Here is a 24,626-nt window from a genome sequence, read left to right as displayed (position 1 = left end):
CCTCGACATGAGCGCCCAATCCCGGCCCCAGACCATCCTGTTCGCCGACGTCAGCGGCAGCACGAGGCTGTTCGAGACCAAGGGTGACGTCGAGGCGCGCCGCCTGATTTCGCTGGTGCTCGGGGCGCTTTCCGAGGTTTGCCGGCAGCACGGCGGCCGGGTCATCAAGACCATCGGCGACGAGGTGATGTGCACCTTCCCCAAGGCGATGAACGGCGTCCTGGCCGCCTGCGACATGCAGCGGCGCATGGCCCGCGACATCGACTTCGTGCGCGACAGCCTGGCCGTGCGCATCGGCCTGCACCACGGCGACGCGCTCGAGGAGGCCGATGGCGACGTCTATGGCGATGCGGTCAACGTCGCCGCGCGCATGGCCTCGCTGGCCAAGCGCGAGCAGGTGGTCACCACCGCCGCCACCTACGACGGCCTCTCGGGCCGCATGCCCGAGGCGCGCAGCCTGGGCAAGGCGCGGGTGAGCGGCAAGCTGCTGCCGATCGCCATCGTCGACCTGGTCTGGCAGGAAGACACCTCGGGCATGACCCTGGTGCAGAGCTCGGCGCGCCCGCTGGCCGGCGCCGAGGCCGACGAGGCGGCGGCGCTGGGCGTCCTGCGCCTGCGCCACCGCGGCGAAACCATCGAACTGCGGCCCGATTCCGAGCCGTTCCTGATGGGCCGCGAGCCAGGCAACCACCTGGTGGTGGAGGCCGACTGGGTCAGTCGCACCCATGCGATGCTCGAGTACAAGCGCGGCCATTTCATGATCACCGACCGCTCGACCAACGGCACCTACGTGCGCATCGGCGAGGACGACGAGATCAAGCTGCACCGCGACGAACTGCACCTGCGCAAGTCCGGAACCATCAGCCTGGGCCAGGCCTTTGGCGTGAACACCGGCGACATCATCCACTTCGAGGCCGGCTGAGGCCGGCGGCCGGGTTCAGTCCCCGGCAGTGACCTCGATGCCGCCCAGGTCCTCGTCGTCCAGGTCGATCGTCGGCTCCGCGGCCTGCGCCGGGGTGTTCGAGGCCGGGCGCGGCTTGTAGCCGAACACGCCCGCCAGCAGACGCTCGGAACCTTCGTACTCGCCGGCACTGGCTTCGACGAACTGCGCCGAGCCGAGTTCGACGAGCACCTCGTACACGGCCGGATCCTCGTGCAGCTTGAGCATGGCCTGCGCCACCGCCTCGCGCACGTCGGAGGGCACGGTGCCGGCGGCGCTGAGCGTGCGGCCGGTGAACTCGCGCGACTCGGACACCACCACCAGGTTCGGATAGAGCTGGGCGATGTAGTTGGGCACCATCGCCGCGTCGGTTTCCTGGGAGAAGATCATCTCCACGCCGTCGCGCCAGCCGGAGGCCACCGACTTGATCTCGGGCGAGGCGATCGGGTTGCGATAGAGCTCGTTGAGCAGCAGGTAGCCCATGCTCGGCGCCGGCATGCTCACCACCGGGCGGCCGATCAGGCCCGGGATGCCTTCCTCGGCCACCATCGAGTCGGCCAGCAGCGAGTAGCGCGTGGCCTCGGCCGTGCGCACCAGCGGCGTGAAGCCCAGGCGGCCCATGCGGTAGCCGGTGAAGTGCGCTTCTTCGAACGCGAAGTCCACCTTCATGCCGGCGCGCAGGTCGCGCCAGTACACGTGGTAGTTGGCCGCGGTCTTGAGCTTGAAGGTGTGGCCGGTGCTGGCCGAGAGATAGTCGAGCAGCGGCTGGTAGACCTGCTGCGCCTGCGACGGCGGGTAGTTCGGTTCCACCGCGAGCGTGTACTCGGCGGCCGAGGCGGACATGCCCGCCAGGGCCAGCGCCATTGCCAGAAGGCAATTCTTGAGCTTCATGTTTGTTCCTCCCTGTGCCCGGCGGTATAGCAGACAACCGGGCGGGGGCCAAGCGAGCCGCGCCGGTTCCGGGATGCAGTCGACGTCCCGCCTCAGCGGGCCAGGCCGCCCAGCAGGGGGAGCCGAACGAGCGGCTGGCCGGCCGCCAGGGGTGCCGCGGCGTCCAACCCGGCCGGCAGCACGGCCAGGGCCTCGTGGCGATCGCCGTGGCTGGCGACGCAGGCCAGCTTTCCCAGCTCCTGGCCGTCGGGGCCGGCCACGGGCGCGGCCTCGGCCAGCGCCGCGGCCGCCCCCAGCCGCTGCAGCCCGCGCTTGGCCTGGCCCAGGTAGTGGGTGCGGGCGACGATTTCCTGCCCCGGATAGCAGCCCTTTTTCAGGCTGAAGGCGCCCAGGCGCTCGAGCGAGAGCATTTGCGGCGTCCAGGCCTCGCGCTGGCCGGGAGCGAGCCGGGGCAGGCCATGGGCCAGGTCGGCCAGTCGCCAGTCGGCGCCCACCGCCGGATCTTCGGGTGCCAGCGCCGGGTGTGCCGGCGGCAGCAGCCACAGGCAGCGCGGGCCGCCTTCGCCGGCAAGGTCGAGGCCGATCGCACCCCCGCCAGCGTCGAGCAGGGCGTGGCCCGCTCCGGCGGCCTGGCCGGGCGCGGCCGCGGCGACCAGCGCGGGCGCCTCGTCCAGGCTCAGCTTGCTGCGGAACACGAAGCGTTGCAGCTGCGCCTTGAGCTCGGCCGCGCCGGCATCGGGCGCGATGATCAGGTAGTCGTCGTCGCCGGTGCGCGCGAGCGCGAACAGGAAGATCACGCGCCCCTTGGGCGTGAGCAGCCCGTTCCACTGCCACTGGCCCACCGCCAGCGCCGCCACGTCGTTCATCGTCTGCGCCTGCAGGAAGGTGCCGGCATCGCGTCCCCGCACAGCCAGGAGGCCGGTGCCAGGGAGGGCGGGGCAGGGTGAAGCGACGTCAATTGGCTTGAACGACATTGGCTGCGGGACTTAACATTAAGGAATGGCGAACGAGCCTCGCATCTTAGGCCAATCCACCGACGCTCCCGAAGCCCCGGCCAGTCCGCCGGGCCCGGCTCCGGCCGAGCCGCCGGCGGAGGTCGGTGGTCGCGGCGGTCCGGACCCCACCCGCTACGGGGACTGGGAAAAGAACGGACGCTGCATCGACTTCTGAACATTACGCCGACATCCCCGACGGCATCCTTTCCACATCCACCGAGACGAGCGCAGCCCATGGCGACGCAAGAACGACCCTTGTCCCCGCACCTGCAGGTCTACCGGCCGCAGCTGACGAGCGTGATGTCCATCCTGCACCGCGGCACGGGCGTGGTCCTGGCCCTGGGTTCGCTGGTGTTCGCTGGCTGGCTGGTCGCCGCCGCCACCGGCGCCGAGGCCTTCGCGGCCTACAGCGCGGTGCTGGCCTCGGTGCCGGGCAAGATCGCCCTGTTCGGGTTCTCGGCCTGCCTGGTCTACCACTTCCTCAACGGCATCCGGCACCTGGCCTGGGACGCCGGCCACGGCTACGAGATCCCCAAGGCCTACGCCAGCGGCTACGCCGTGGCGGTGCTGGCCGTGGTGCTGACCGCCGTGCTCTGGTACGTCGGCCTGACCGCGGGAGGTGCGGCATGAGCCTGCGCAACCCGCTCGCCCGCGCCAAGGGCCTGGGCTCGGCCAAGGACGGCACCACGCACTGGTGGCACCAGCGCCTGACCGCCATCGCGCTGATGCTGCTCACGCCCTGGTTCGTCATCCTCATGGTCGGCCTCATCGGCGACGACCTGGCCACCGTGCGCGCCACGCTGTCGCAGCCGCTGACCGCGATCCTGATGACCGCCTTCGTGCTCTCGCTGTTCTGGCATGCCCGCCTCGGCCTGCAGGTGGTGATCGAGGACTACATCCACGGCGGCGCCGAGCTTCTGCTGCAGGTGGTCGTCAAGTTCGCCTACGCCCTGGCCGCCATCGCCTCCCTGCTGGCCATCGGCCGCCTCTTCTTCCTTGCCTGAGAACGCCATGACGTCCGCCTACAAGATCCACGAGCACAAGTACGACATGGTCGTCGTCGGCGCCGGCGGCGCCGGCTTGCGCGCCACCTTCGGCCTGGCCCAGAAGGGCCTCAAGACCGCCTGCATCAGCAAGGTGTTCCCGACCCGCTCGCACACCGTGGCGGCGCAGGGCGGCATCTCGGCCGCGCTGGGCAACATGGGCGAGGACGACTGGCGCTTCCACTTCTACGACACCATCAAGGGTTCGGACTGGCTGGGCGACCAGGACGCCATCGAGTACATGTGCCGCGAGGCGATCCCGGCCATCATCGAGCTCGAACACCAGGGCGTGCCGTTCTCGCGCACCGAGGACGGCCGCATCTACCAGCGTCCCTTCGGCGGCATGACCACGCACTACGGCAAGGGCACCGCCCAGCGCACCTGCGCCGCCGCCGACCGCACCGGCCACGCCATCCTGCACACGCTCTACCAGCAGTCGCTGGCGCATTCGGCCGAGTTCTTCATCGAGTACTTCGCGCTCGACCTGATCATGGACGAGGAGGGCGCCTGCCGCGGCGTGCTCGCGCTCGACATGGCCACCGGCGAGCTGCACCTGTTCCGCGCCCAGGGCACGGTGCTGGCCACCGGCGGCTACGGCCGGCATGGCCCTGCGCGCCGGCCTGCCGCTGCAGGACATGGAGTTCGTGCAGTTCCACCCGACCGGCATCTACGGCGCCGGCTGCCTGATCACCGAGGGCGTGCGCGGCGAAGGCGGCATCCTGCGCAATTCCAAGGGCGAGCGCTTCATGGAGCGCTACGCGCCCAACGCCAAGGACCTGGCCTCGCGCGACGTCGTGTCGCGCTCGATGACCATCGAGATCCGCGAAGGCCGCGGCGTGGGCGCCAAGGGCGACCACATCCACCTCGACCTGACCCACCTCAACCCGGCCGACATCCACGAGAAGCTGCCGGGCATCGCCGAGACCGCCAAGATCTTCGCCGGCGTCGACGTCACCAAGCAGCCCATCCCGGTGCTGCCGACCGTGCACTACAACATGGGCGGCCTGCAGACCAACTACCACGGCGAAGTGGTCACGCTGAAGAACGGCAACCCCGATACCGTGGTGCCGGGCCTGTACGCCATCGGCGAGGCGGCCTGCGTGTCGGTGCACGGCGCCAACCGCCTGGGCTCGAACTCGCTGCTCGACCTGGTGGTGTTCGGCCGTGCGGTGGCCAACCGCTGCGCCGAGACCATCAAGCCGGGCGCGCCGCACAGGTCGCTGCCGGCGTCGGCCTGCGACAAGTCGCTGGCCAACCTCGACAAGCTGCGCAATGCCAACGGCGGCACGCCGACCGCGGAGATCCGCGACAAGATGCAGCAGGTCATGCAGAACAACGCCGCGGTGTTCCGCACCGGCGAGACCCTGCTCGAGGGCGTGCAGAAGATCACCGAGGTCAACAAGAGCTTCGCCGACGTGCGCGTCTCCGACCGCTCGATGGTCTGGAACTCCGACCTGATAGAAACGCTCGAGCTGCAGAACCTGCTGGGCCAGGCCGTGGCCACCCTGGTCTCGGCAGAGAACCGCAAGGAGTCGCGTGGCGCCCACGCCCGCGAGGACTTCTCCGAGCGCGACGACGTGAACTGGCACAAGCACACGCTGTGCTGGGTGGACGAGGCGGGCAACACCCGCATCGACTACCGCCCGGTGCACATGTACACCCTGAGCAACGACGTCGAAGTGGTGCCCCTCAAGGCCCGCACCTATTGATCTCCCCGTAGGAGCGCCTTCAGGCGCGAATTGCTCTTCGGAGAAAAGATTCGCGCCTGAAGGCGCTCCTACAGGACCCAGCAAGTTCCCAGGAACCTAGCAAAATGGCCGAGTTCACCCTCCCGAAGAATTCCAAGGTCACCAAGGGCAAGCACTTCGCCGCCCAAGGCGCGAAGAACGTGCGCGTGTTCAAGGTCTACCGCTGGAACCCGGACGACAGCGCCAACCCGCGCACCGACACCTACGAAGTCGACATGGATTCGTGCGGCCCGATGGTCCTGGACGCGCTGATCAAGATCAAGAACGAGATCGACCCCACGCTCACCTTCCGCCGCTCCTGCCGCGAGGGCATCTGCGGTTCGTGCGCGATGAACATCGACGGCACCAACACGCTGGCCTGCACCAAGGCCATCGACGAGTGCGGCAAGAAGGAAGTGCCGATCTACCCGCTGCCGCACATGCCGGTCATCAAGGACCTGGTGCCGGACCTGTCGCACTTCTACGCCCAGTACGCCTCGATCAAGCCCTGGCTGCGCACGCAGAGCACCGCCCCGGCCAAGGAGCGCCTGCAGTCGAAGGAAGACCGCGCCAAGCTCGACGGCCTGTACGAGTGCATCCTCTGCGCCTGCTGCTCGACCAGCTGCCCCAGCTACTGGTGGAACGGCGATCGCTACCTGGGCCCGGCGATCCTGCTGCAGGCCTACCGCTGGATCATCGACAGCCGCGACGAGGACACCGGTGCGCGCCTGGACGAGCTCGAGGATCCGTTCAAGCTCTACCGCTGCCACACCATCATGAACTGCGCGCGCACCTGTCCGAAGGGCCTGAACCCGGCCCGGGCGATCGGCGAGATCAAGAAGCTGATGCTGCAGCGCCGGGGCGCCTGAGCCATGGGCGCCCGCGACCTGCTGCTCCCGGCCTTCGCGATGGCCGGGCTGGTGATGGTGGTGATGATGCGCATGGGCTACGAGCGCCTGAGCCAGCTGGCGCGCAACCGCATCCATCCGCAGGCGGTGGCCAGCTCGGCCCAGATGGCCGCGCTGGTGAAGGACAGCCGCGCAGCCGACAACTTCCGCAACCTGTTCGAACTGCCGGTGCTGTTCTACCTGGCGCTGGTGGTGGGCGTGCTCACCGAACAGGCCAGCGCGCTGACCGTGGGCCTGGCCTGGGCCTTCGTGGCCCTGCGCGTGCTGCACAGCGCCATCCACTGCACCTACAACAAGGTCCGGCACCGTTTCCTGGCCTACCTGGCCGGCGGCACCGTGCTCTGGATCCTGTGGGGCGTGCTGCTGGCCGGCGTCCTGTGAGCGAAGACGCCGTGCTCAAGCGCCTGCGCTGGCGCTGCCGGCGCGGCATGCGCGAGCTCGACCAACTGATGCTGCGCTATCTCGACGGCCGCTGGCCGGCGGCGGATGAGGCCGAACGGGCGCAATTCCTAAGGCTGCTCGACACCGAGGACGATAAGCTGTGGCGGTGGTTCATGGGGCGCGAGCGCCCGGAGGACGCCGGCCTTGCCTCGATCGTCGACACCATCCTCGACCTGCCGGTTTGACTGGCGCCCCTCCCGCTGGACCTGCGCCGCGCTGTGCGCGCTGGCGTTGCTGGCGGCCGGTTCGGTGATGGCCAGCGGACTCGACGCCTCGTGGCGCGCTCCCGTTGCGCTCGGCGCGCTGTTCACGGGCCTGGCGCAGGCCTGGCGCGAGTGGCGCCGTCCGCCGCTGGCGCTGGCCTGGGCGCACGACGGCCTGTGGCTGGCCGATCCGCAGGGCAGGGTGCGGCACATCCGCCGGCCGCGGCTGCGCGAACAGGGGCCGCTGCTGTGCCTGTCGGGCCGCGATGCCCGGGGCCACCACTGGCGCGCGGCATGGTGGCCCGATACCCTGCCGCGTCCGCTGCGCCGCCGGCTGCGCCTGCTTTCCTGCGTCAGCCCGCGTTCGGTCATCCACCTTCCTTCCATGGCAGCCTAGGGGCCCATGCTCGCCAACCTTCCCATCGCCATCGGCCTGCGCTACCTGCGCGCCAAGCGCCGCAACGGCTTCATTTCCTTCCTCTCGCTCGCCTCCATCCTGGGCATTTCGCTGGGCGTGCTGGTGCTGATCACCACCATCTCGGTGATGAGCGGCTTCCAGCACGAGCTGCGCGAACGCATCCTTGGCATGGTGGCGCACGCCACCGTCTCGGGCATTGGCGGTCCGCTGCAGGACTGGCCCCGCGCCGTCGAGGTCGCCAACGCCGACCCGCGGGTGCTGGGCGCCGCGCCCTACACCGAGACCGAGTCGCTGCTGCAGGGCCGCGCCCGCCGCGGCGCCATCGTGCGCGGCGTGCTGCCCGGGTACGAGCCCAAGGTCTCCGAACTGGCCGACCGGATGGTGCAGGGCTCGCTCGACGACCTGGTGGCCGGCGAGTACCGCATCATCCTGGGCCGCGAGCTCTCGCTGATGCTCGGCGCCGGCGTCGGCGACTCGGTGAACGTCTACATCTCCGAATCTTCGGTCACCCCGCTCGGGGCCATGCCGCGGGCGCGGCGCTTCCAGGTGGTCGGCCTGTTCGAGGCCGGCGCGCAGGAATACGACCTGGGCATGGCCCTGGTGCACCTGCAGGACGCCCAGCGCCTCGGGCGCATGGGCGAGGGCGTCACCGGCGTGCGCCTCAAGCTCGACGACCTCTGGCAGGCCTATCCGGTGGCGCGCGACCTGTCCGACCAGCTCGGTGGCGGCTACCGCGTGCGCGACTGGATGCGCGACAACGCCAACTTCTTCCGCGCGCTGCAGATGGAGAAGACCGTGATGTTCATCCTGCTCTCGCTGGTGATCGCCATCGCTGCCTTCGGCCTGGTGTCCTCGCTGGTGATGCTGGTGCAGGACAAGCAGTCCGACATCGCCGTGCTGCGCACCCTGGGCATGTCGCCCGGCGCGGTCATGCGCGTGTTCGTGGTGCAGGGCCTGGTGATCGGCGTGGTCGGCATCGCCCTGGGCGTGGCCGTCGGCGTGCCGCTGGCCGCCAACCTCTCGCACGTGGTGCGCTTCATCGAGCGCCTGGCCGGGGCCGAGCTGATGCCGGCCGACGTGTACTACATCTCCGGCGTGCCCACCCTGGTCGACCCTTCCGACGTGGCCATGGTCGCAGGCGTGGCCTTCGTGATGTGCCTGCTCGCCACCCTTTACCCGGCCTGGCGCGCCTCGCGCGTCGATCCCGCCACGGCGCTGCGCTATGAGTAAGCCCATGCAAGACGACGTCGTCATCCGCTGCAGCGACCTGGGCAAGACCTACATCGAGGGCACGCTGCGCACGCCGGTGTTCGACGGCCTGCAGCTGGAGGTTCGGCGCGGCGAGACGGTGGCCATCGTCGGCGCCTCGGGCACCGGCAAGAGCACGCTGCTGCACCTGCTCGGTGGCCTGGACCACGCCACCCACGGCGAGGTCGAAGTGGCCGGCCAGCGCCTGTCGGCCCTGGGCGAACGCGCCCGCGGCGAGCTGCGCAACCGTGCGCTGGGCTTCGTCTACCAGTTCCACCACCTCCTGCCCGAATTCACCGCGCTCGAGAACGTGATGATGCCGCTGCTCGTGCGCGGCGAGCGCCCGGCGGCCGCCGCCGCGCCGGCGCGCGAGCTGCTCGAGCGCGTGGGCCTGGGCCATCGCCTGGGCCACAAACCCGGCGAGCTCTCGGGTGGCGAGCGCCAGCGCGCCGCCGTGGCCCGCGCGCTGGTCACGCGCCCGGCCTGCGTGCTGGGCGACGAACCCACCGGCAACCTCGACGAAAAGACCGCCGCCGGTGTGTTCGACCTGCTGCTCGAACTCAACCGCAGCCTGGGCACCGCCCTGGTGCTGGTGACCCACGATCGCCGCCTGGCGCGGCGACTGGATCGGACCCTGGAACTGACCCAGGGACAACTGCGACCCCTCACCGGGGACTGAGTGCCGCCCGGGCGGGCGCCCGAGCCCTTCGGCCTCGCGGTTGCCGCCGCGCTGCTGGCCGGCACGCTGTGGGTGCCCGGCCTGGCGACCTTGCCAGCGCCCCTGTGGTGGATGGCCTGGGGCGCGGCGGGCCTGGCGCTGTGGTGGCCGGCCACGCCCTGGCGCCCGCTGGGCGCCTTCCTGCTCGGGCTTTCGCTGGCCTGCGCACACGGGGCGTTTGCACTCTCTCGTCAGCTGCCGCCGGAGCTGGCGGGCCGCGCGCTCGGCGTGGAGGGACGCGTGCTCGGCCTGCCGGTGGCGGGAGAAGACAGCGTGCGCTTCGAACTGCGCGTCGAGGCGGCCGAAGGCGAGGCCGCGGCCCTGGTGGGCCGCCGCCTGCAGCTGTCGTGGTTCGCGCAGCCCGGCGAGGCGCCACCGGAGCTCGCGCCCGGCAGCCGCTGGCGGCTCCAACTCAAGCTCCGCGTCCCCCGCGGCGTCGTCAATCCCGGTGGCTTCGACTTCGAGCGCCGCGCGCTGGAGCGGCGACTGGCAGCCACGGGCCACGTTTCCGAGCCGGGCTCGGCGCGGAGGCTGGCCGGTGCCCCGGGCCTGGATGCCCTGCGCGGCCGCGCGTCCGACGCGATCGCCGGGGCCGTACCGGGGGAAGGCGCACGCTTCGTGCAGGCCCTGGCACTGGGCGACACCCGCGGCCTCGACGATCGCGACTGGGAGGTGCTGCGCGCCACCGGCCTGACCCACCTGATCGCCATCTCCGGCTTCCACGTCGGTCTGGTCGCGGGATTCGGTGCGCTGCTGGCGCGCCTGGCCTGGTGGCTGTGGCCCGCGCTGGCCTGGCGCTGGCCGCGGCCGCAGGGCGTGGCGGCCGCGGCGCTGCTGATGGCCGTGGCCTACACCGCGCTGGCCGGCTTCGCACTGCCGACGGTGCGCACGGCGCTGATGATCGGCGTCGTGGCGCTGGCGCGGATGGCGCGGCGGCCGCAAGGCACCGGTCGCTCGCTGGCGCTGGCGACCATCGGGGTGCTGCTGGTGGATCCGCTGTCGGTGCTCGCGCCCGGTTTCTGGCTCAGCTACCTCGGCGTGGCCTGGCTCCTGTGGTGCCTGCCCTCGGGGCCGGGGCAGGGCTGGCTGCGGCCCTACCTGGGTGCGCAGGGCGTGGCCTCGCTGGGCCTGCTGCCGGTGGGTGCCTGGTTCTTCGCCCAGGCCTCGATACCCGGGCCGCTGGTGAACCTCGTCGGCATTCCCTGGATCAGCCTGGGCGTGGTGCCGCTGTCGCTGGCGGGCCTCGGCCTGCAGCCGATATGGCCGCAAGCGGCGGCCTGGGCCTGGCGACTGGCTGCGCTGCTGATGGACTGGCTTTGGCAAGGGCTCGAGTGGGTCGCGAGCTGGCCGGCCGCGCTGGCCTGGCTGCCCGAACCCTCGCTGCCGGCGGTGGTGCTGGCCCTGGCCGGCGTATTCTGGCTGCTGCTGCCGCGCGCGGTCCCGGGCAAGGCGCTGGCCGCCCTGCTGCTGTTGCCGCTGCTGTGGCCGGTGGCTTCGCGACCGGCACGCGGCGAAGCGGAGTTGTGGCTGCTGGACGTGGGGCAGGGCTTGTCGCTGCTGGTGCTGACCGAACACCACGCGCTGCTCTACGACGCGGGTCCGGCACCACCGCGCGGCATGGATTTCGGCGAAGCGGCGGTGCTTCCGGCACTGCGGGCGTTGGGCGTGCGCAAGCTCGACGCCCTGGTGGCCAGCCACGGCGACAACGACCATGCCGGCGGCGTGGACGCAGTGCTGGCGGCGCTGCCGGCGGCGCAGCGCTGGGGGCCGCGCGGGTGGGCGCCGCCGGGCTGGCGCGAGTGCGAGGCAGGGCAGGGCTGGGCCTGGGACGGCGTGCGTTTCACCTGGCTGCATCCCACGGCGTATTTCCCCTACCTGCGCAACGACAGCAGCTGCGTGCTGCGCATCGAGGCCGACGGCGCCAGCGCGCTGCTGCCGGGCGACATCGGCCGCCACGTCGAGGCAAGGCTGGCGAAGCTGCCTGCGCGGGCGCTGCGCAGCGACGTGCTGCTGGTGCCCCACCACGGCTCCGACACCTCCTCGAGCCTGGATTTCCTGGCCGCGGTGCGGCCGCGCCTGGGCCTGCTGCCGGTGGGTCACGACAACCGCTTCGGCCTGCCCAAGCCGGTGGTGCTGGGGCGCTATGCGCGTTACCAGGTGGACCTGCTCGACAGCGCCAGCCTCGGTGCGGTGCGCGTGAGGCTGGGCCCGGGCGACGCGCGGGTGCTCGAGCGGATGCGCCCGGACCGGCCGCGCTACTGGCGCCATGCCCCCGCCGACGTCACAGGCTATGCTATCGGCGGTCCCCCGACGACGAAGGTGAGGCGTGCTGGAACTGATCAAGGCAGGCGGCTGGGTGATGGCGCCGATCGTGGCGCTGGCGATTCTGGCGCTGGCCATCATCCTCGAGCGTTTCTGGAGCCTGCGGCGCAAGGAAGTGCTGCCGCCGGGCCTGGGCGAGGAGGTCCGTGACTGGGCCCGCGGCCGCGAGCTCGACCCCAAGCACATCGACATCCTCCGGCAGAACTCGCCGCTGGGCGAACTGCTGGCCGCCGGCCTGGACGTGCGCCAGCGCCCGCGCGAGATCATCAAGGAGCGCATCGAGGACGTCGGACGGCACGTGGCCCACCGGCTCGAGCGCTTCCTGACCACGCTGGGCACCATCGCGGCGGTGGCGCCGCTGCTGGGCCTGCTGGGCACCGTCTTCGGCATGATCGAGATGTTCCTCGACATCCTCACCGTCGGCGTGGGCGACGCCAACCGGCTGGCCGGCGGCATCGGCCAGGCCCTGATCTCCACTGCGGCCGGCCTGTGCGTGGCCATCCCGGCGGTCATCTTCCACCGCTACCTGCGCGGCCGCGTCACCGAGTACATCGTGGACATGGAAAAGCAGGCCATCGCCCTGCTCGACGCCCTCGACGAGGCCCCGTCGCCCACGCCCGGCAAGCCGCCGCGCGCGACCAAGCGGAGCGCTTCGTGAGGCTGAGCTCGGGCCGGGTGCCGGACGAACCGGAGGTCAGCCTCGTCTCGCTGATCGACGTGGTGTTCTGCCTGATCATCTTCCTGGTCGTCACCACCTCCTTCGACCACCGTTCGGCGCTCAAGATCGTGCTGCCCACCACCGACAGCCGTACCGAGGCCCGGGTCGAGCAGCCGCTGACGGTGCTCATCGACGCCGACGGGCGCGTCTTCATCGGCAACAGCGAGGTGCTCAAGACCGACGCCGCTTCGCTGCGCGCCGCCATCACCCGCGAGGCCGGCGCCGACCGCCAGCGCCAGGTGGTGGTGCGTGCCGACGCCCGCTCGCGCACCCAGAACCTGGTGACCGTGATGGACACCCTGGGCCAGCTCGGCTTCACCCGCATCCACCTGGCCACCACGCCCGAGGCCCGTCCTTGAGCGTGGAAACCCCGGCCTGGACCGTCTACCGGCGGCTGCTCGGGCGCGCCCGCCGCTACTGGCTGCTGCTCACCGCCGCGGGCCTGGGCATGGTGTTCGAGGCCGTCGCCGCGGCCGCCTTCACCTGGATGATGAAGCCGATGGTCGACGAGACCTTCGTCGCCCAGAACGCCGACGTGCGCTGGACCATCCCGCTGGTGATCGTCGGCCTGTTCGTGCTGCGCGGCATCGCCACCTACGCCACCGACTACGGCATGGCCCGCACCGGCCGCAGCGTGGTGCGCGACCTGCGCCGCGACATCCTGGCCAAGTACCTGCGCCTGCCCAGCCAGCGTTTCGACCGCGAGCCGGTGGCGGCCATGGTCTCGCGCCTGAACTACGACAGCGAGCAGGTGACGCAGGCCAGTTCGGACGCACTCAAGGTCATCCTCACCGACTCGCTCACCATCGTCGCGCTGCTGGGCGTGATGCTCTGGTACAGCCCGCGCGTCACCCTGGTGATGCTGGTGCTGGCGCCGCTGATCGCCGGCATCTCCTCGGTGGTGGGGCGGCGCTACCGCCGCATCAACCGCGGCATCCAGGACGGCGTGGCCAACATGGCCCAGGTCGCCGAGCAGGCGCTGTCGGCCCAGCAGGAAGTGAAGATCTACGGCGCGCAGGACTCCGAGCTGGCGCGCTACCGCTCGCTGGTGGACCTCAACCTGGGCCTGGGCGTGAAGGTGGAGGCCACCCGCGCGATGGCCTCGTCGGTGGTGCAGGTGCTGGCCGCCACCGGCCTGGCGGTGATCCTGCTGGTGGCCGGGCACGAGGCCGCGCGCGGCCGCATGACCGCCGGCAGCTTCGTGGCCCTGCTGACGGCGATGATGGCGATGCTGCCTTCGCTCAAGCGCATCACCAACGTGCAAAGCCTGGTCCAGCGCGGCGTGGCCGCGGCCGACCGGCTGTTCGCCATCCTCGACGAACCCGACGAGCCCGACAACGGCACCCGGCCCCTGGTGCGCGCCCGCGGCGACATCGAGTTCCGCGACGTCACGGTCACCTATCCCGGCCAGTCGCGCCCGGCGCTCGAGGGCGTCAGCTTCAGCGCCGCGCCCGGCACCGTCACCGCCATCGTCGGCCGCTCGGGCAGCGGCAAGTCCACGCTCATCCGCCTGCTGCCGCGCTTCTACGAGGCCAGCGCCGGCCAGGTGCTGCTCGACGGCCACCCGGTCGAGGATTACCGGCTGGCGCACCTGCGCCAGCAGGTGGCCATGGTCGGGCAGCGGGTGATGCTGTTCGACGACAGCATCGAGGCCAACATCGCCTACGGCGCCCAGGCCGGCAGCGACCCGGAGCGGGTGCGCGCCGCGGCCGCGGCGGCCAACGCGCTCGAGTTCATCGAGCGGCTGCCCGGCGGCCTGCAGGCGCGCATCGGCGAAAACGGCGGCCTGCTCTCGGGCGGGCAGCGCCAGCGCCTGGCCATCGCCCGCGCCATCCTCAAGGACGCGCCCATCCTCATCCTCGACGAGGCGACGGCGGCGCTGGACACCGAGTCCGAGCGCCTCGTCCAGGACGCGCTGCAGCGCCTGATCCCCGACCGCACCACGCTGGTGATCGCCCACCGCCTCTCCACGGTGGAACACGCCGACCAGGTGCTGGTGCTCGACGCCGGCCGCCTGGTGGAGCAGGGCACGCATGCCCAGCTGCTGGCCCGCGGCGGCCTCTACGCCCACCTGCACCGCATGCAGTTCCGCGAGACGGAGGCCGGGTGAAGGCGGCGCTGGAAGCCTGGCTGCTGCGGCGCTGGTACGGCGGCGTGGCGCCGGGGCCCGGGCTGCGCCTGCTCGAGCTTGTTTACCGCGGCCTGCGCCGGCTGCACGCGCTGCCGTGGTGGCTGGGCCTGCGCAAGCCGCGCCGCGCGGGCGCGCCGGTACTGGTGGTGGGCAACCTCGTCGCCGGCGGCGCCGGCAAGACCCCGCTGGTGATCGCGCTGGCCACGGAACTGGCGCACCGCGGCTTCACCCCGGGCATCGTCAGCCGCGGCCACGGCCGCCGGGGCAGCGACGACCTCGACGTGCGTCGCGACACGCCGCCCGAAGTCTGTGGCGACGAACCGCTGCTGATCGCCCGCCAGACCGGCCTGCGCGTGCGCGTGGCGCGCGACCGCGCCGCCGCCGCCGCGGCCCTGGTGGCCGCGGGCTGCGACCTGGTGATCGCCGACGACGGCCTGCAGCACCGGCCGCTGCACCGCGACCTGGAGATCGAGGTGCTCGACGGCGAACGCCGCCACGGCAACGGCCGCCTGATTCCGGCTGGACCGCTGCGCGAGCCCGCCGGCCGCGCCGTGGACTTCCGCGTCGTCAACGGCGGCCAGGCCGGGGCGGGGGAGTGGGCCATGCAACTGGTGCCCGGCGATGCGCGGCCGCTGGCCGGCGGCGCGCCCAGGCCGCTGGGCGCCTTCGCGCCCGGGCCGGTGCACGCCGTCGCCGGCATCGGCAACCCGGCGCGTTTTTTCGCGACGCTGGGCGCGGCGGGCCTGCAGGTGCACGGGCATGCGTTCCCCGACCACCACGCCTTCCGGCGTGCCGAGCTGGCATTCTCGCCGCCGCTGCCGCTGCTGATGACCAGCAAGGACGCGGTCAAATGCACCGGCCTGGGACTGCCCGACGCCTGGGAAGTGCCGGTGCGGGCCGAACTGCCCGCGGCCTTCTTCGATGCCGTCGCCGACCGCCTTCGCCCACGGAAACCCACGCCATGACCGCGCCCGACTTCATCGTCGCCATTCCCGCCCGCTACGGCGCCTCGCGCCTGCCGGGCAAGCCGCTGCGCCTGATCGCCGGCGAGCCCATGGTGGTGCACGTGGCGCGGCGCGCCCTGGCCGCCGGCGCCCGCGACGTGGTGGTGGCCACCGACGACGAGCGCATCGCCGCGGCGCTGGCCGGCCAGCCATTGCGCGTCTGCCTGACCCGCGCCGACCACGCCTCGGGCACCGACCGCCTGGCCGAATGCGCCGACCAGCTGGGCTGGGCCGACGACGCCATCGTGGTGAACCTGCAGGGCGACGAACCCTTCGCGCCGCCCGAGGGCATCCGCGCCGTGGCGGCGCTGCTGGCCGACGGCCGGGCGCCGATGTCGACGCTGGCCACGCCGATCGACGATGCCGAGGCCTTGTTCGACCCGAACGTGGTCAAGCTGGTGAGCGACCAGGCCGGGCTGGCGCTTTATTTCAGCCGCGCCCCGATCCCCTGGCAGCGCGACCGCTTCGCCCGCGACCGCACCGGCGCCGTGGCCGGACAGGCGCTGCGGCACATCGGCATCTATGCTTACCGCGCCGGCTTCCTGCGCCAGTTCACGCGGCTGCCACCGGGCAGGCTGGAAAACCTCGAGGCGCTCGAGCAGCTGCGCGTACTCGAGGCCGGCCATCGCATCGCGGTGGGACTGACGCCGGTACCCTTCCCACCCGGCGTGGACACGGAAGCCGACCTGGCCCGGGCGAACGCCCGCGCCATGGAAGAGAATTGACTTCAATAAGGTTTTGTAAGTAATTGAATATATTGTTTGTTTGCATGGGAAACATTTGCCGCTCGCCGCTGCTCGAGGGCTGGGCGGCGCATCGCCGCAGTGACTCCGCGGTGCCCTACACGGTCGACTCCGCCGGCACCGGGGGCTGGCACGCCGGCCAGCCGCCGGACCCGCGGGCCATCGCCGCCGGCCAGCGCGCCGGCATCGACATCAGCGGCCAGCGCGCCCGCCAGGTGCAGTTCGCCGACTTCCAGCGCTTCGACCTCGTGCTGTGCGCCGACCGCGCCAACCTGGCCGAGCTGCGGCTGCTGGCGCCGAGCGCGGCGCGTGGACGCATCGCGCTGGCGCTGGACTGGTGCGGGGTGAAGCGCAATGGCGAGCTGCCCGACCCCTACAACGGCAGCACGCGCGACTTCGACCGCACCTGCGCCCTGGCGCGCGAGGCCGCCGACGGGCTGCTGCAGCGTTTGGCATCAGGGGCATAATCCCCGGACCCCCCGCGGACACAACGAATGAACAGCGCCCTCGCCGCCGCCCCGGAACTGCAGCCTGGCCTGCACTGGCTCAACGCCGACCCGCAGCGCATCGAGGCCCATCGCGGCCGCGTGCTGGCGGTGGTGTTCTGGAACGCGGCCTCGGCCTATTGCCACACGCTGCTCGAGGAACTGCAGCGCCTGCAGGCGCGCTATCCGGTCGGGCTGTCGCTGCTGGGCATCCACCAGCCGCGCTTCGACGCCGAGCTCGACGGCCGCCTGGTGCTCAAGGTCGCCAATCGCCTCGGCCTGCCGTTCCCGGTGGCCAACGACCCGGGCTGGACCACCTGGCAGCACTACGCCATCAACGCCTGGCCCTCGGTGGCGCTGGTGGACACGCGCGGCCGCCTGCGCGAGGTCTTCAGCGGCGACGACCAGGCGCCGCGGCTCGAGGCCGCCATCCAGGCCCTGATCGAAGAAGTCGGTGGCGCCGTGCAGGCCGCGGGTCCCTCGCGCCGCCTCGGCCCCGAGCCGCGCCTGCCGCTGGCCTTCCCGTCCGGCCTGGCGGTGGGCGAAAACCACCTGTACGTGGCCGACACCGCCCACCACCGCATTCTCGAGTGCACGCACTCGGGCCGGGTGCTGCGCGAATTCGGCACCGGCCACGGCGACCTGGTGGACGGCCCGCCGGAGGACGCCGCCTTCCGCTCGCCGCGCGGGCTGTGCCTGGTGCGCGAAGCGCTGTACGTGGCCGACACCGGCAACCACGCGCTGCGACGCATCCGCCTGCTCGACGGCGTGGTCGAGACCCTGCTGGGCAACGGCCGCGCCGGCAGTCCGCGCGAGGGCAGCGGCAAGGCCAGCGAAATGCCGCTCAACCAGCCCTGGGGCCTGGCCGGCACGCTCGACCGCATCTACATCGCCATGGCCGGCAGCAACCAGGTCTGGGAGTACGAACTGGGCCAGGCGCGCCTGAAGCTCTGCGCCGGCTCGGGCGAGCTGGGCATCGCCGACGGGCCGGCGCGCAGCGCCATGTTCGCCCAGCCGGCGTCGCTGGCCCTGGTGCAGCAGACGCTCTACGTGGCCGACGCCGCCAGTTCGGCCGTGCGTTCCATCCAGCTCGCCCAGGGCCAGGTGCAAACCCTGGTGGGGCAGGGCCTGTACGAATTCGGCGAACACGATGGCCAGCGCCGCGAGGCGCGCCTGCAGTATCCGCTGGCGATCGCCCTCGACCCGACCAGCCCGGTGCTCTGGATCGCCGACGCGTACAACGGCAGCCTGCGCCGCCTGCGCCTGGGTGGCGGCGACGTCAGCACCCACCCGCTGCCGCAGGCGCTGGAGCAGCCCGCCGCCCTGGCCGCCAGCCCCGGCGCGCTGTTCATCGCCAACGCCGGCGCCCACGAAGTGCTGCGCTACGACCTCGGCAACGGCAAGCTCAGCCGCCTGCCCATCGGCGAATGAAAGAAAGCGACAAGGGCGCGCCGCCGTTCGACGGCAAGGCCTTCGTGCGCCAGCTGACGCCGGCGCCGGGCGTCTACCGCATGCTCGCGGCCGACGGCAGCGTGCTCTACGTGGGCAAGGCCGCCTCGCTGCGCAAGCGCGTGGCCAGCTATTTCCTCAAGGAGCAGCCCTCGCGGCGCATCGCCCTGATGGTGGCGCAGATCGCCGGCATCGAGGTGACGGTGACGCGCACCGAGAGCGAGGCGCTGATCCTCGAGAACCAGCTGATCAAGTCGCTGCGGCCGCGCTACAACGTGCTGCTGCGCGACGACAAGAGCTATCCGCACATCCTGCTGACCGAGGAAACCTGGCCGCGCCTGGCCTGGCACCGCGGCCCGCGGGCGGTGGCCGGGCGCTACTTTGGCCCGTACCCGAGCTCGGGTGCGGTGCGCGAGACCCTTGACCTGATGTCGAAGCTGTTCAAGCTGCGCACCTGCGAGGACAGCGTGTTCCGCAACCGCAGCCGGCCCTGCCTGCAGCACCAGATCGGCCGCTGCAGCGCGCCCTGCGTGGGCCTGGTGCCCACCCGCGAGTACGACGCCACGGTGCGGCGCGCGGCGCTGTTCCTCGAGGGCCGCAGCAGCGAGCTGGTGGACGAACTGGGCAAGGCGATGGAGGCCGCCAGCGCGCGGCTCGAGTTCGAGCAGGCGGCCCAGCTGCGCGACCAGATCGCCGCCATCCGCCGCGTGCAGGCCCGCCAGTACGTCGAGGGCGAGCAGGTGGAGATGGACGTGCTGGCCTGCGTGATGGACCAGGGCACGGCCTGCGTGCTGCTGCTGGCCTTCCGCAACGGCATGAACCAGGGCACGCGCAGCTACTTCCCCAAGGCCAATGGCGCCGAGACGCCCGAGGAGGTGCTGGGCGCCTTCGTGGCCCAGCACTACCTCGAGCAGCGGCCGCCGCGGGAAATCGTGCTCAGCCACGCCATCGCCGACCAGGAGCTGCTGGCCGAGGTGTTCAGCGCCCAGGCCGGCCGCAAGGTCGAGATCAAGAGCGCGGTGCGCGGCGAGCGCGCCCGCTACCTCGAGCTCGCGCGCAGCAATGCGGCGCTGGCGCTCGCCACGGAAATGAGCTCCAGCGCCAGCCAGCGGGCCCGGCTGGAGTCGCTGCGCGAGCTGCTGGGCCTGGAGGCGGCGCCCGCGCGCATCGAATGCTTCGACATCAGCCACGCCATGGGCGAGGCCACGGTGGCCTCGTGCGTGGTGTTCGACGCGCAGGGCCCGGTGCGCGGCCAGTACCGCCGCTACAACATCACCGGCATCACGCCCGGCGACGATTACGCCGCGATGCGGCAGGCGCTCGAGCGCCGCTTCCGGCGCGGGGTGGAGGAGGGCGTGCTGCCCGACCTGCTGCTGATCGACGGCGGCACCGGCCAGCTGGCCCAGGCGCGCGAGGTGCTGGGCGAGCTCGGCGTCACCGGCGTGGCGATGGTCGGCGTGGCCAAGGGCGAGGCGCGTCGCGCCGGCCACGAGGCCCTGGTGCTGCCCGATGGCCGCGAGCTGCGCCCGGGCGCCGCCTCGCCGGGACTGCAGCTGGTGCAGCAGGTGCGCGACGAGGCGCACCGCTTCGCCATCACCGGCCACCGCGGCAAGCGCCAGAAGGCGCGCGAAACCAGCCGGCTCGAGGACATCGCCGGCATCGGGCCACGCCGGCGCGCGGCCCTGCTCAAGCACTTCGGCGGGCTGGCCGGGCTCAGGGACGCGGGCGCCGAGGAAATCGCCCGGGTCGAGGGCGTCAGTGCGGCGCTGGCGCGTCGCATCTATGACGCCCTGCACGGACTTGAGCCACAATCGACGGGTAGCGAGCCCCCGGACGCCTGATGACCCTGACCATCCCGACCCTGCTGACGCTGTTCCGGATCCTGCTGATCCCGGTGATGGTGGCGGTGTTCTACCTGCCTTACGGCTGGACCAACGTCGCGGCCGCGGGCGTCTTCATCCTCGGGGCGGTCACCGACTGGGCCGACGGCTGGATCGCGCGGCGCTACGGCATGTATTCGGCCTTCGGCGCCTTCCTCGACCCGGTGGCCGACAAGCTCACCGTGGCTTTCGCGCTGCTGCTGGTGGTCGAACGCCACGACACGCCGCTGATGGCGATGCTGGCGGCGGTGATCATCGGCCGCGAGATCACGATTTCGGCATTGCGCGAGTGGATGGCGCAGATGGGCGCGCACGGCCTGGTCAAGGTGGCGGCGCTGGGCAAGATCAAGACCATCGTGCAGATGGTGGCCATCAGCTGCCTGCTGTTCGAGGAAGACCTGCTGGGCCTGCCGGTGTTCAAGCTCGGCGAATGGCTGCTGGCCGTGGCCGCGGCCCTGACCCTGTGGTCGGGCTGGGACTACCTGCGCGCGGCCTGGCCGACGATGCGCAAGAAGGGTTGATGGCGAAAGGGTATTGACAGGCCGAGGGCCGATCCCCAAAATACGCGTCTCTTGCGGGAATAGCTCAGTTGGTAGAGCACGACCTTGCCAAGGTCGGGGTCGCGAGTTCGAGTCTCGTTTCCCGCTCCAGTTCCAGACAAAACCCCGTTCGCCGGGGTTTTGTTTTTTCCGGGGTCTCCGCGCTAAGCTGGACCCTGAAAGCTATCCGGCCGGGTGGCAGAGTGGTTATGCAGCGGACTGCAAATCCGCGTACGCCGGTTCAATTCCGACCTCGGCCTCCAGTTCGAAAGCCCCGCCCGATGGCGGGGCTTTTTCGTTCTGGCCTCGGCCCCGCGCTTTGCGGCACCATGGCCCGGAGCCCGGGTGGCGAAACTGGTAGACGCATGGGACTTAAAATCCTCCGGCCGCAAGGCCATGCGGGTTCGACTCCCGCCCCGGGCACCAGCTGAGGAGACCGGCATGCTGCCCTCGCGCTACTGGCCTTTTGTTCTCGTCCTGCTGCTCACCGTGCTTTCCGCCGTGGCCGCGGCCCTCACGCCGCTGGCGTGGTGGGGGCTGGTGGTGTTCGGCGCCCTGTCCCTGGTGGGCCTGGTGGACCTGCTGCAGCGCAAGCAGGCGCTGCGCCGCAACTATCCGCTGAGTTCGCACTTCCGCTACGGCCTCGAGTCGATCGGCCCGGAAATCCGCCAGTACTTCATCGAGCCCGACACGCTCGAAACGCCGTTCTCGCGCCAGCAGCGCGCCATCGTCTACCAGCGCGCCAAGGACGTGCTCGACAAGCGGCCCTTCGGCACCCAGCGCGACGTGTACGGCGACGACTACGAGTGGATCAACCACTCGCTGCAGCCGGCCAGGATCGACTCGCACGATTTCCGCATCGCGGTGGGCGAGGGCCGCGCCCAGCCCTACGCGGCCAGCGTGTTCAACATCTCGGCCATGAGTTTCGGCTCGCTCTCGGCCAATGCCATCCGCGCGCTCAACGCCGGCGCCAAGCGCGGCGGCTTCTACCACGACACCGGCGAGGGCTCGATCTCGCGCTACCACCGCGAGCACGGCGGCGACCTGGTCTGGGAGATTGGCTCGGGCTATTTCGGCTGCCGCGACGGCGAGGGCCGCTTCGACCGCGAAGCCTTCAAGCGCAACGCGCTCGACCCGCAGGTGAAGATGGTCGAACTCAAGCTCAGCCAGGGCGCCAAGCCGGGGCAGGGCGGCATCCTGCCGGCCGCCAAGGTCAGCGCCGAGATCGCCGAAGCGCGCGGCGTGCCGGCGGGCGTGGAATGCCATTCGCCGGCGGCACACAACGCCTTCTCCACGCCGATCGGGCTGCTGGAGTTCATCGACGAGCTGCGCACGCTCTCGGGCGGCAAGCCCACCGGTTTCAAGCTGGCCGTCGGCCACCCGTGGGAGTGGTTCGCCATCGCCAAGGCCATGCGCGAGACGGGCATCACCCCGGATTTCATCGTCGTCGATGGCGGCGAGGGCGGCACGGGCGCGGCGCCGCTGGAGTTCACCGACCACGTCGGCGCGCCCATGCGCGAGGCGCTGATGCTGGTGCACAACACGCTGGTGGGCCTGGACCTGCGCTCGCGGGTGAAGGTGGCGGCGGCCGGCAAGATCGTCACCGCCTTCGACATCGCCCGGGCCATGGCCCTGGGCGCGGACTGGTGCAACGCGGCGCGCGGTTTCATGTTCGCGCTGGGCTGCATCCAGTCGCAGAGCTGCCACACCGACCGCTGCCCGACCGGCATCGCCACCCAGGACCGCAGCCGCCAGGCCGCGCTCGACCCGGGCGACAAGGCCACGCGCGTCTACAACTTCCACCGCAACACGGTGGTGGCCCTGAAGGAGCTGCTGGCCGCGGCCGGGCTCACGCACCCGAGCCAGCTGGGGCCCGAGCACATCGTGCGCCGCGTTTCGTCCACCGAGGTGCGCTCGCTGGCCACACTGCACCGCTTCGTGCCGCAGGGCAGGCTGCTCGAGGGCGTGCCCGACCACGCCGTGTTCCAGGTGTTCTGGGACCGCGCCCGCCCCGACAGCTTCGGCGCCCCGCCCGAGGCCGCGGCGATGATGGCCAGCAAGCTGCGCTAGCGCCGCCCCGCCTTGACCGCCCCGCGGCCCCCGCGTAAGATTCGCGGCTCTCCGGGCGGTTAGCTCAGCGGTAGAGCACTGCTTTCACACGGCAGGGGTCACAGGTTCAAATCCTGTACCGCCCACCAACACAATCAAGGACTTAGAGTCGGATTGGGTTGGCCGGAGAGGCCCAGTACAGAAAAATGCAGAAAACCGCTCCTGAGAAAAGGGGCGGTTTTTTCGTTTGTGGCGCGCCTTTCCCTCTGCCAATCTTGGGTGTCGGTTATGTGGAGCGCGCGGTGATGCAGGCCGCCCCAAGGAGAGTTGAATCCATGAAAGGCATTCGATTTGTCTTCCTATGGCTCGTTGGAATCATGAGCTACCTTGCTGGTCTTTTGATACTTACAGGTTCGGTTCTCCATTGGCACTTGCCATCTATCCTTTTAGGGCTCGCCGGAGTAGCGCTCGGCTTCGTGTCTCTCCTATTTGCCTCATCTCACAACAGAGCGCGGTTCTGGGCCTTTGCCTTACCAGCAGCAGTCACGACAGTCTGGCTCGGGCTTAGTTTCTTCGCATACCGCAGCTATCGTAATCCGCCACCTGAAATCGCAGCCGACCCTAAATGGGCCTCCTTCTATGAGCAACAAGCGCAGCAAGAGCCATGGATAATCGCTGTCCTGATTCTGGGCGCACTTCCGCTTGTAATCGCCGCGCTAATTTTCCGGGAGCGAGCGCAACTGGCTCGAAACAGGCGAGGCCTAACTCAGCCCTCGGAGGGTCAGCCTTAATGAAAGAAGTGCAGGAATGTCTTCTCAGGGAGGTGACCTGTCACTGATTTTGAGGCCTTCCGAATCTATTGAGCGTGCCGCTGGATGCGCTGGCAAGGGTTAGTGACCTTGGGTGGGATCTGGCTTCATGGCTTCAGCCCAGTCCTTGAACGTCTCCAATACTCGAATCCTGAGTTCGTCAGACTTCGCGGTCATTTCTCTTTCGAATCCATCGAGATCATGAGCGAGGCCGAGTTCCTTGCGAACCTCCCTCATGACTCCAATTGCTTCCTTTGCGATTCGCGGGGATCTTTCCGCTTCCAGAACGTGATGTTCGTACACTAGTTGCTGAAACTCAGCCCTTAAATTGGACAGTTCTGATGAGAGCTCACCCTGCTCCTCAAGTCGAATCTGAATCCAAGTGGTGAGTCCTGCGACCCGGTCCGGATCTCTACTACCCATTTCCTGCATTCGCTGTTGATCAGCCTGCATTCTCTGCAGCTCGTTGGTCACGAAATTGAATCGGTCTTGCCGTAGCGCAATGTCGACTCGAAGGGATTGAAGCTTATCCAAGCTCCTAATGGCATCGATCAGGTGATGAGCCAGAGTGATATTTAGGCTGTTCACCGCAGCCACAGTTGGCAAGTCCGATAAGACACTAATCTGCGCCGCCACCTCAGAGAATCCGCTAATGCCTTCGTCATCGCCAATCTCAGCCAGGTCGCGATAAGGGAGTCGCCCCAGGTAATTGATCGCCCGCGCCATTTCCCTGGGGGCGCGCAAGTAAATCTCTCTCCTAAGTGCTGCCAATCGATCCTTTGTTTTCTGCTCGCCATCGTGTTCGAGCTGAAGTCTCAGTCGCTTCGTGTTGCTTGCATTCACCAGCAACACACCCAAAAGTGTGATCGTAAGCTTCCCCGTCAAGCACACAAGGCAAAAGTAGAACTTTCCTCGTATTGCTGGCGGACCTCGGCGGGCGTCAGATCGCCGAGGGAATCGTGGGG

Annotated in this window: 23 protein-coding genes, 4 tRNA genes and 2 pseudogenes; 26 read left to right on the top strand and 3 right to left on the bottom strand. The window is 70.2% G+C overall.

Annotated elements, in window-relative coordinates; all coding sequences use genetic code 11:
- Positions 1-7: 7 nt before the first annotated feature.
- A complete protein-coding gene (locus tag ABS41_RS13165) occupies positions 8-922 on the top strand; it encodes an adenylate/guanylate cyclase domain-containing protein (protein WP_290595079.1) in 915 nt (304 codons plus the stop codon).
- A gap of 15 nt (positions 923-937) precedes the next feature.
- Here the strand turns inward: ABS41_RS13165 and ABS41_RS13160 are convergent, their stop codons facing one another.
- A complete protein-coding gene (locus ABS41_RS13160) occupies positions 938-1,831 on the bottom strand; it encodes a PhnD/SsuA/transferrin family substrate-binding protein (RefSeq protein ID WP_290595078.1) in 894 nt (297 codons plus the stop codon).
- 92 nt (positions 1,832-1,923) lie between these two features.
- A complete protein-coding gene (locus ABS41_RS13155; protein WP_290595077.1) occupies positions 1,924-2,739 on the bottom strand; it encodes a folate-binding protein in 816 nt (271 codons plus the stop codon).
- A 178-nt stretch (positions 2,740-2,917) separates the two neighbouring features.
- Here ABS41_RS13155 and ABS41_RS13765 point away from each other — a divergent pair.
- The 25 genes and pseudogenes from ABS41_RS13765 to ABS41_RS13030 form a co-directional block, all read left to right on the top strand.
- A pseudogene (locus ABS41_RS13765) lies at positions 2,918-3,001 on the top strand (DUF1674 domain-containing protein); the annotation flags it as partial.
- A 59-nt stretch (positions 3,002-3,060) separates the two neighbouring features.
- Positions 3,061-3,456 carry a succinate dehydrogenase, cytochrome b556 subunit gene (gene sdhC, locus ABS41_RS13145; RefSeq protein ID WP_290595075.1) on the top strand — a complete coding sequence of 132 codons (396 nt, stop codon included), beginning with the start codon at positions 3,061-3,063 and terminating at the stop codon, positions 3,454-3,456.
- On the top strand, positions 3,453-3,830 hold the full coding sequence (sdhD, locus tag ABS41_RS13140) for a succinate dehydrogenase, hydrophobic membrane anchor protein (protein WP_290595074.1): 378 nt from the start codon (positions 3,453-3,455) through the stop codon (positions 3,828-3,830). Before sdhC ends, sdhD begins: the two co-directional genes overlap by 4 nt.
- A gap of 7 nt (positions 3,831-3,837) precedes the next feature.
- Positions 3,838-5,578, top strand: a pseudogene (gene sdhA / locus ABS41_RS13135) (succinate dehydrogenase flavoprotein subunit).
- Between the two features lie 104 nt (positions 5,579-5,682).
- Entirely contained in the window at positions 5,683-6,465 is a 783-nt protein-coding gene (locus ABS41_RS13130) for a succinate dehydrogenase iron-sulfur subunit (RefSeq protein WP_290595073.1), read from the top strand.
- A 3-nt stretch (positions 6,466-6,468) separates the two neighbouring features.
- Positions 6,469-6,885 carry an MAPEG family protein gene (locus ABS41_RS13125; protein ID WP_290595072.1) on the top strand — a complete coding sequence of 139 codons (417 nt, stop codon included), beginning with the start codon at positions 6,469-6,471 and terminating at the stop codon, positions 6,883-6,885.
- Positions 6,882-7,130 (top strand): succinate dehydrogenase assembly factor 2, encoded by a 249-nt coding sequence (locus ABS41_RS13120; protein WP_290595071.1) that lies wholly within the window; start codon positions 6,882-6,884, stop codon positions 7,128-7,130. The genes ABS41_RS13125 and ABS41_RS13120 overlap by 4 nt, the downstream gene beginning before the upstream one ends.
- Complete coding sequence (locus ABS41_RS13115) at positions 7,090-7,545, top strand: hypothetical protein (protein ID WP_290595070.1); 456 nt, start codon at positions 7,090-7,092, stop codon at positions 7,543-7,545. The genes ABS41_RS13120 and ABS41_RS13115 overlap by 41 nt, the downstream gene beginning before the upstream one ends.
- A gap of 6 nt (positions 7,546-7,551) precedes the next feature.
- Positions 7,552-8,796 carry a lipoprotein-releasing ABC transporter permease subunit gene (locus ABS41_RS13110; RefSeq protein WP_290595069.1) on the top strand — a complete coding sequence of 415 codons (1,245 nt, stop codon included), beginning with the start codon at positions 7,552-7,554 and terminating at the stop codon, positions 8,794-8,796.
- Positions 8,789-9,493, top strand: a complete 705-nt coding sequence (gene lolD, locus ABS41_RS13105; RefSeq protein WP_290595068.1) for a lipoprotein-releasing ABC transporter ATP-binding protein LolD — start codon at positions 8,789-8,791, stop codon at positions 9,491-9,493. Before ABS41_RS13110 ends, lolD begins: the two co-directional genes overlap by 8 nt.
- Positions 9,494-12,004 carry a DNA internalization-related competence protein ComEC/Rec2 gene (locus ABS41_RS13100; protein WP_290595067.1) on the top strand — a complete coding sequence of 837 codons (2,511 nt, stop codon included), beginning with the start codon at positions 9,494-9,496 and terminating at the stop codon, positions 12,002-12,004.
- Entirely contained in the window at positions 11,892-12,512 is a 621-nt protein-coding gene (locus ABS41_RS13095; protein ID WP_290595066.1) for a MotA/TolQ/ExbB proton channel family protein, read from the top strand. The genes ABS41_RS13100 and ABS41_RS13095 overlap by 113 nt, the downstream gene beginning before the upstream one ends.
- Positions 12,509-12,931: a biopolymer transporter ExbD gene (locus ABS41_RS13090; RefSeq protein ID WP_290595065.1), complete on the top strand. Its 423-nt coding sequence runs from the start codon at positions 12,509-12,511 to the stop codon at positions 12,929-12,931. Before ABS41_RS13095 ends, ABS41_RS13090 begins: the two co-directional genes overlap by 4 nt.
- Complete coding sequence (msbA, locus tag ABS41_RS13085) at positions 12,928-14,682, top strand: lipid A export permease/ATP-binding protein MsbA (protein WP_290595064.1); 1,755 nt, start codon at positions 12,928-12,930, stop codon at positions 14,680-14,682. The genes ABS41_RS13090 and msbA overlap by 4 nt, the downstream gene beginning before the upstream one ends.
- Positions 14,679-15,668, top strand: coding sequence for a tetraacyldisaccharide 4'-kinase (gene lpxK / locus ABS41_RS13080; protein WP_290595063.1), 990 nt, complete (start codon positions 14,679-14,681; stop codon positions 15,666-15,668). Before msbA ends, lpxK begins: the two co-directional genes overlap by 4 nt.
- Positions 15,665-16,432: a 3-deoxy-manno-octulosonate cytidylyltransferase gene (gene kdsB, locus ABS41_RS13075; RefSeq protein ID WP_290595062.1), complete on the top strand. Its 768-nt coding sequence runs from the start codon at positions 15,665-15,667 to the stop codon at positions 16,430-16,432. Before lpxK ends, kdsB begins: the two co-directional genes overlap by 4 nt.
- Positions 16,433-16,455: 23 nt before the next feature.
- Complete coding sequence (locus ABS41_RS13070; protein WP_290595061.1) at positions 16,456-16,917, top strand: low molecular weight protein-tyrosine-phosphatase; 462 nt, start codon at positions 16,456-16,458, stop codon at positions 16,915-16,917.
- A gap of 27 nt (positions 16,918-16,944) precedes the next feature.
- Positions 16,945-18,366 carry a redoxin domain-containing protein gene (locus tag ABS41_RS13065; RefSeq protein WP_290595060.1) on the top strand — a complete coding sequence of 474 codons (1,422 nt, stop codon included), beginning with the start codon at positions 16,945-16,947 and terminating at the stop codon, positions 18,364-18,366.
- On the top strand, positions 18,363-20,225 hold the full coding sequence (uvrC, locus tag ABS41_RS13060; protein WP_290595059.1) for an excinuclease ABC subunit UvrC: 1,863 nt from the start codon (positions 18,363-18,365) through the stop codon (positions 20,223-20,225). Before ABS41_RS13065 ends, uvrC begins: the two co-directional genes overlap by 4 nt.
- Positions 20,225-20,785, top strand: a complete 561-nt coding sequence (gene pgsA, locus ABS41_RS13055) for a CDP-diacylglycerol--glycerol-3-phosphate 3-phosphatidyltransferase (RefSeq protein ID WP_290595058.1) — start codon at positions 20,225-20,227, stop codon at positions 20,783-20,785. Before uvrC ends, pgsA begins: the two co-directional genes overlap by 1 nt.
- Before the next feature lie 53 nt (positions 20,786-20,838).
- Positions 20,839-20,914: transfer RNA gene (locus ABS41_RS13050), tRNA-Gly, on the top strand.
- Between the two features lie 78 nt (positions 20,915-20,992).
- A tRNA-Cys gene (locus tag ABS41_RS13045) sits at positions 20,993-21,066 on the top strand.
- 76 nt (positions 21,067-21,142) lie between these two features.
- Positions 21,143-21,229 (top strand) — tRNA-Leu (locus tag ABS41_RS13040).
- Positions 21,230-21,244: 15 nt separating this feature from the next.
- Positions 21,245-22,873 carry an FMN-binding glutamate synthase family protein gene (locus tag ABS41_RS13035; protein ID WP_290595057.1) on the top strand — a complete coding sequence of 543 codons (1,629 nt, stop codon included), beginning with the start codon at positions 21,245-21,247 and terminating at the stop codon, positions 22,871-22,873.
- A 53-nt stretch (positions 22,874-22,926) separates the two neighbouring features.
- Positions 22,927-23,001 (top strand) — tRNA-Val (locus ABS41_RS13030).
- Between the two features lie 741 nt (positions 23,002-23,742).
- Here the strand turns inward: ABS41_RS13030 and ABS41_RS13025 are convergent.
- Positions 23,743-24,504, bottom strand: coding sequence for a hypothetical protein (locus ABS41_RS13025; RefSeq protein ID WP_290595056.1), 762 nt, complete (start codon positions 24,502-24,504; stop codon positions 23,743-23,745).
- Positions 24,505-24,626: the final 122 nt, after the last annotated feature.

It is taken from the genome of Arenimonas sp. SCN 70-307 (genome assembly GCF_001724815.1).
Classification (GTDB): Bacteria; Pseudomonadota; Gammaproteobacteria; order Xanthomonadales; family Xanthomonadaceae; genus Arenimonas.
This window is presented reverse-complemented; position numbering and strand designations above follow the sequence as displayed.

Bases quoted from the DNA above. Each gene is read 5' to 3' on its own strand.
- uvrC (WP_290595059.1), top strand. From the start codon at position 18,363: ATGAAAGAAAGCGACAAGGGCGCGCCGCCGTTCGACGGCAAGGCCTTC.
- lolD (WP_290595068.1), top strand. From the start codon at position 8,789: ATGAGTAAGCCCATGCAAGACGACGTCGTCATCCGCTGCAGCGACCTG.
- sdhD (WP_290595074.1), top strand. From the start codon at position 3,453: ATGAGCCTGCGCAACCCGCTCGCCCGCGCCAAGGGCCTGGGCTCGGCC.
- kdsB (WP_290595062.1), top strand. From the start codon at position 15,665: ATGACCGCGCCCGACTTCATCGTCGCCATTCCCGCCCGCTACGGCGCC.
- ABS41_RS13095 (WP_290595066.1), top strand. From the start codon at position 11,892: ATGGCGCCGATCGTGGCGCTGGCGATTCTGGCGCTGGCCATCATCCTC.
- ABS41_RS13130 (WP_290595073.1), top strand. From the start codon at position 5,683: ATGGCCGAGTTCACCCTCCCGAAGAATTCCAAGGTCACCAAGGGCAAG.
- ABS41_RS13110 (WP_290595069.1), top strand. From the start codon at position 7,552: ATGCTCGCCAACCTTCCCATCGCCATCGGCCTGCGCTACCTGCGCGCC.
- ABS41_RS13125 (WP_290595072.1), top strand. From the start codon at position 6,469: ATGGGCGCCCGCGACCTGCTGCTCCCGGCCTTCGCGATGGCCGGGCTG.
- ABS41_RS13035 (WP_290595057.1), top strand. From the start codon at position 21,245: ATGCTGCCCTCGCGCTACTGGCCTTTTGTTCTCGTCCTGCTGCTCACC.
- ABS41_RS13160 (WP_290595078.1), bottom strand. From the start codon at position 1,831: ATGAAGCTCAAGAATTGCCTTCTGGCAATGGCGCTGGCCCTGGCGGGC.
- pgsA (WP_290595058.1), top strand. From the start codon at position 20,225: ATGACCCTGACCATCCCGACCCTGCTGACGCTGTTCCGGATCCTGCTG.
- ABS41_RS13065 (WP_290595060.1), top strand. From the start codon at position 16,945: ATGAACAGCGCCCTCGCCGCCGCCCCGGAACTGCAGCCTGGCCTGCAC.
- ABS41_RS13165 (WP_290595079.1), top strand. From the start codon at position 8: ATGAGCGCCCAATCCCGGCCCCAGACCATCCTGTTCGCCGACGTCAGC.
- sdhC (WP_290595075.1), top strand. From the start codon at position 3,061: ATGGCGACGCAAGAACGACCCTTGTCCCCGCACCTGCAGGTCTACCGG.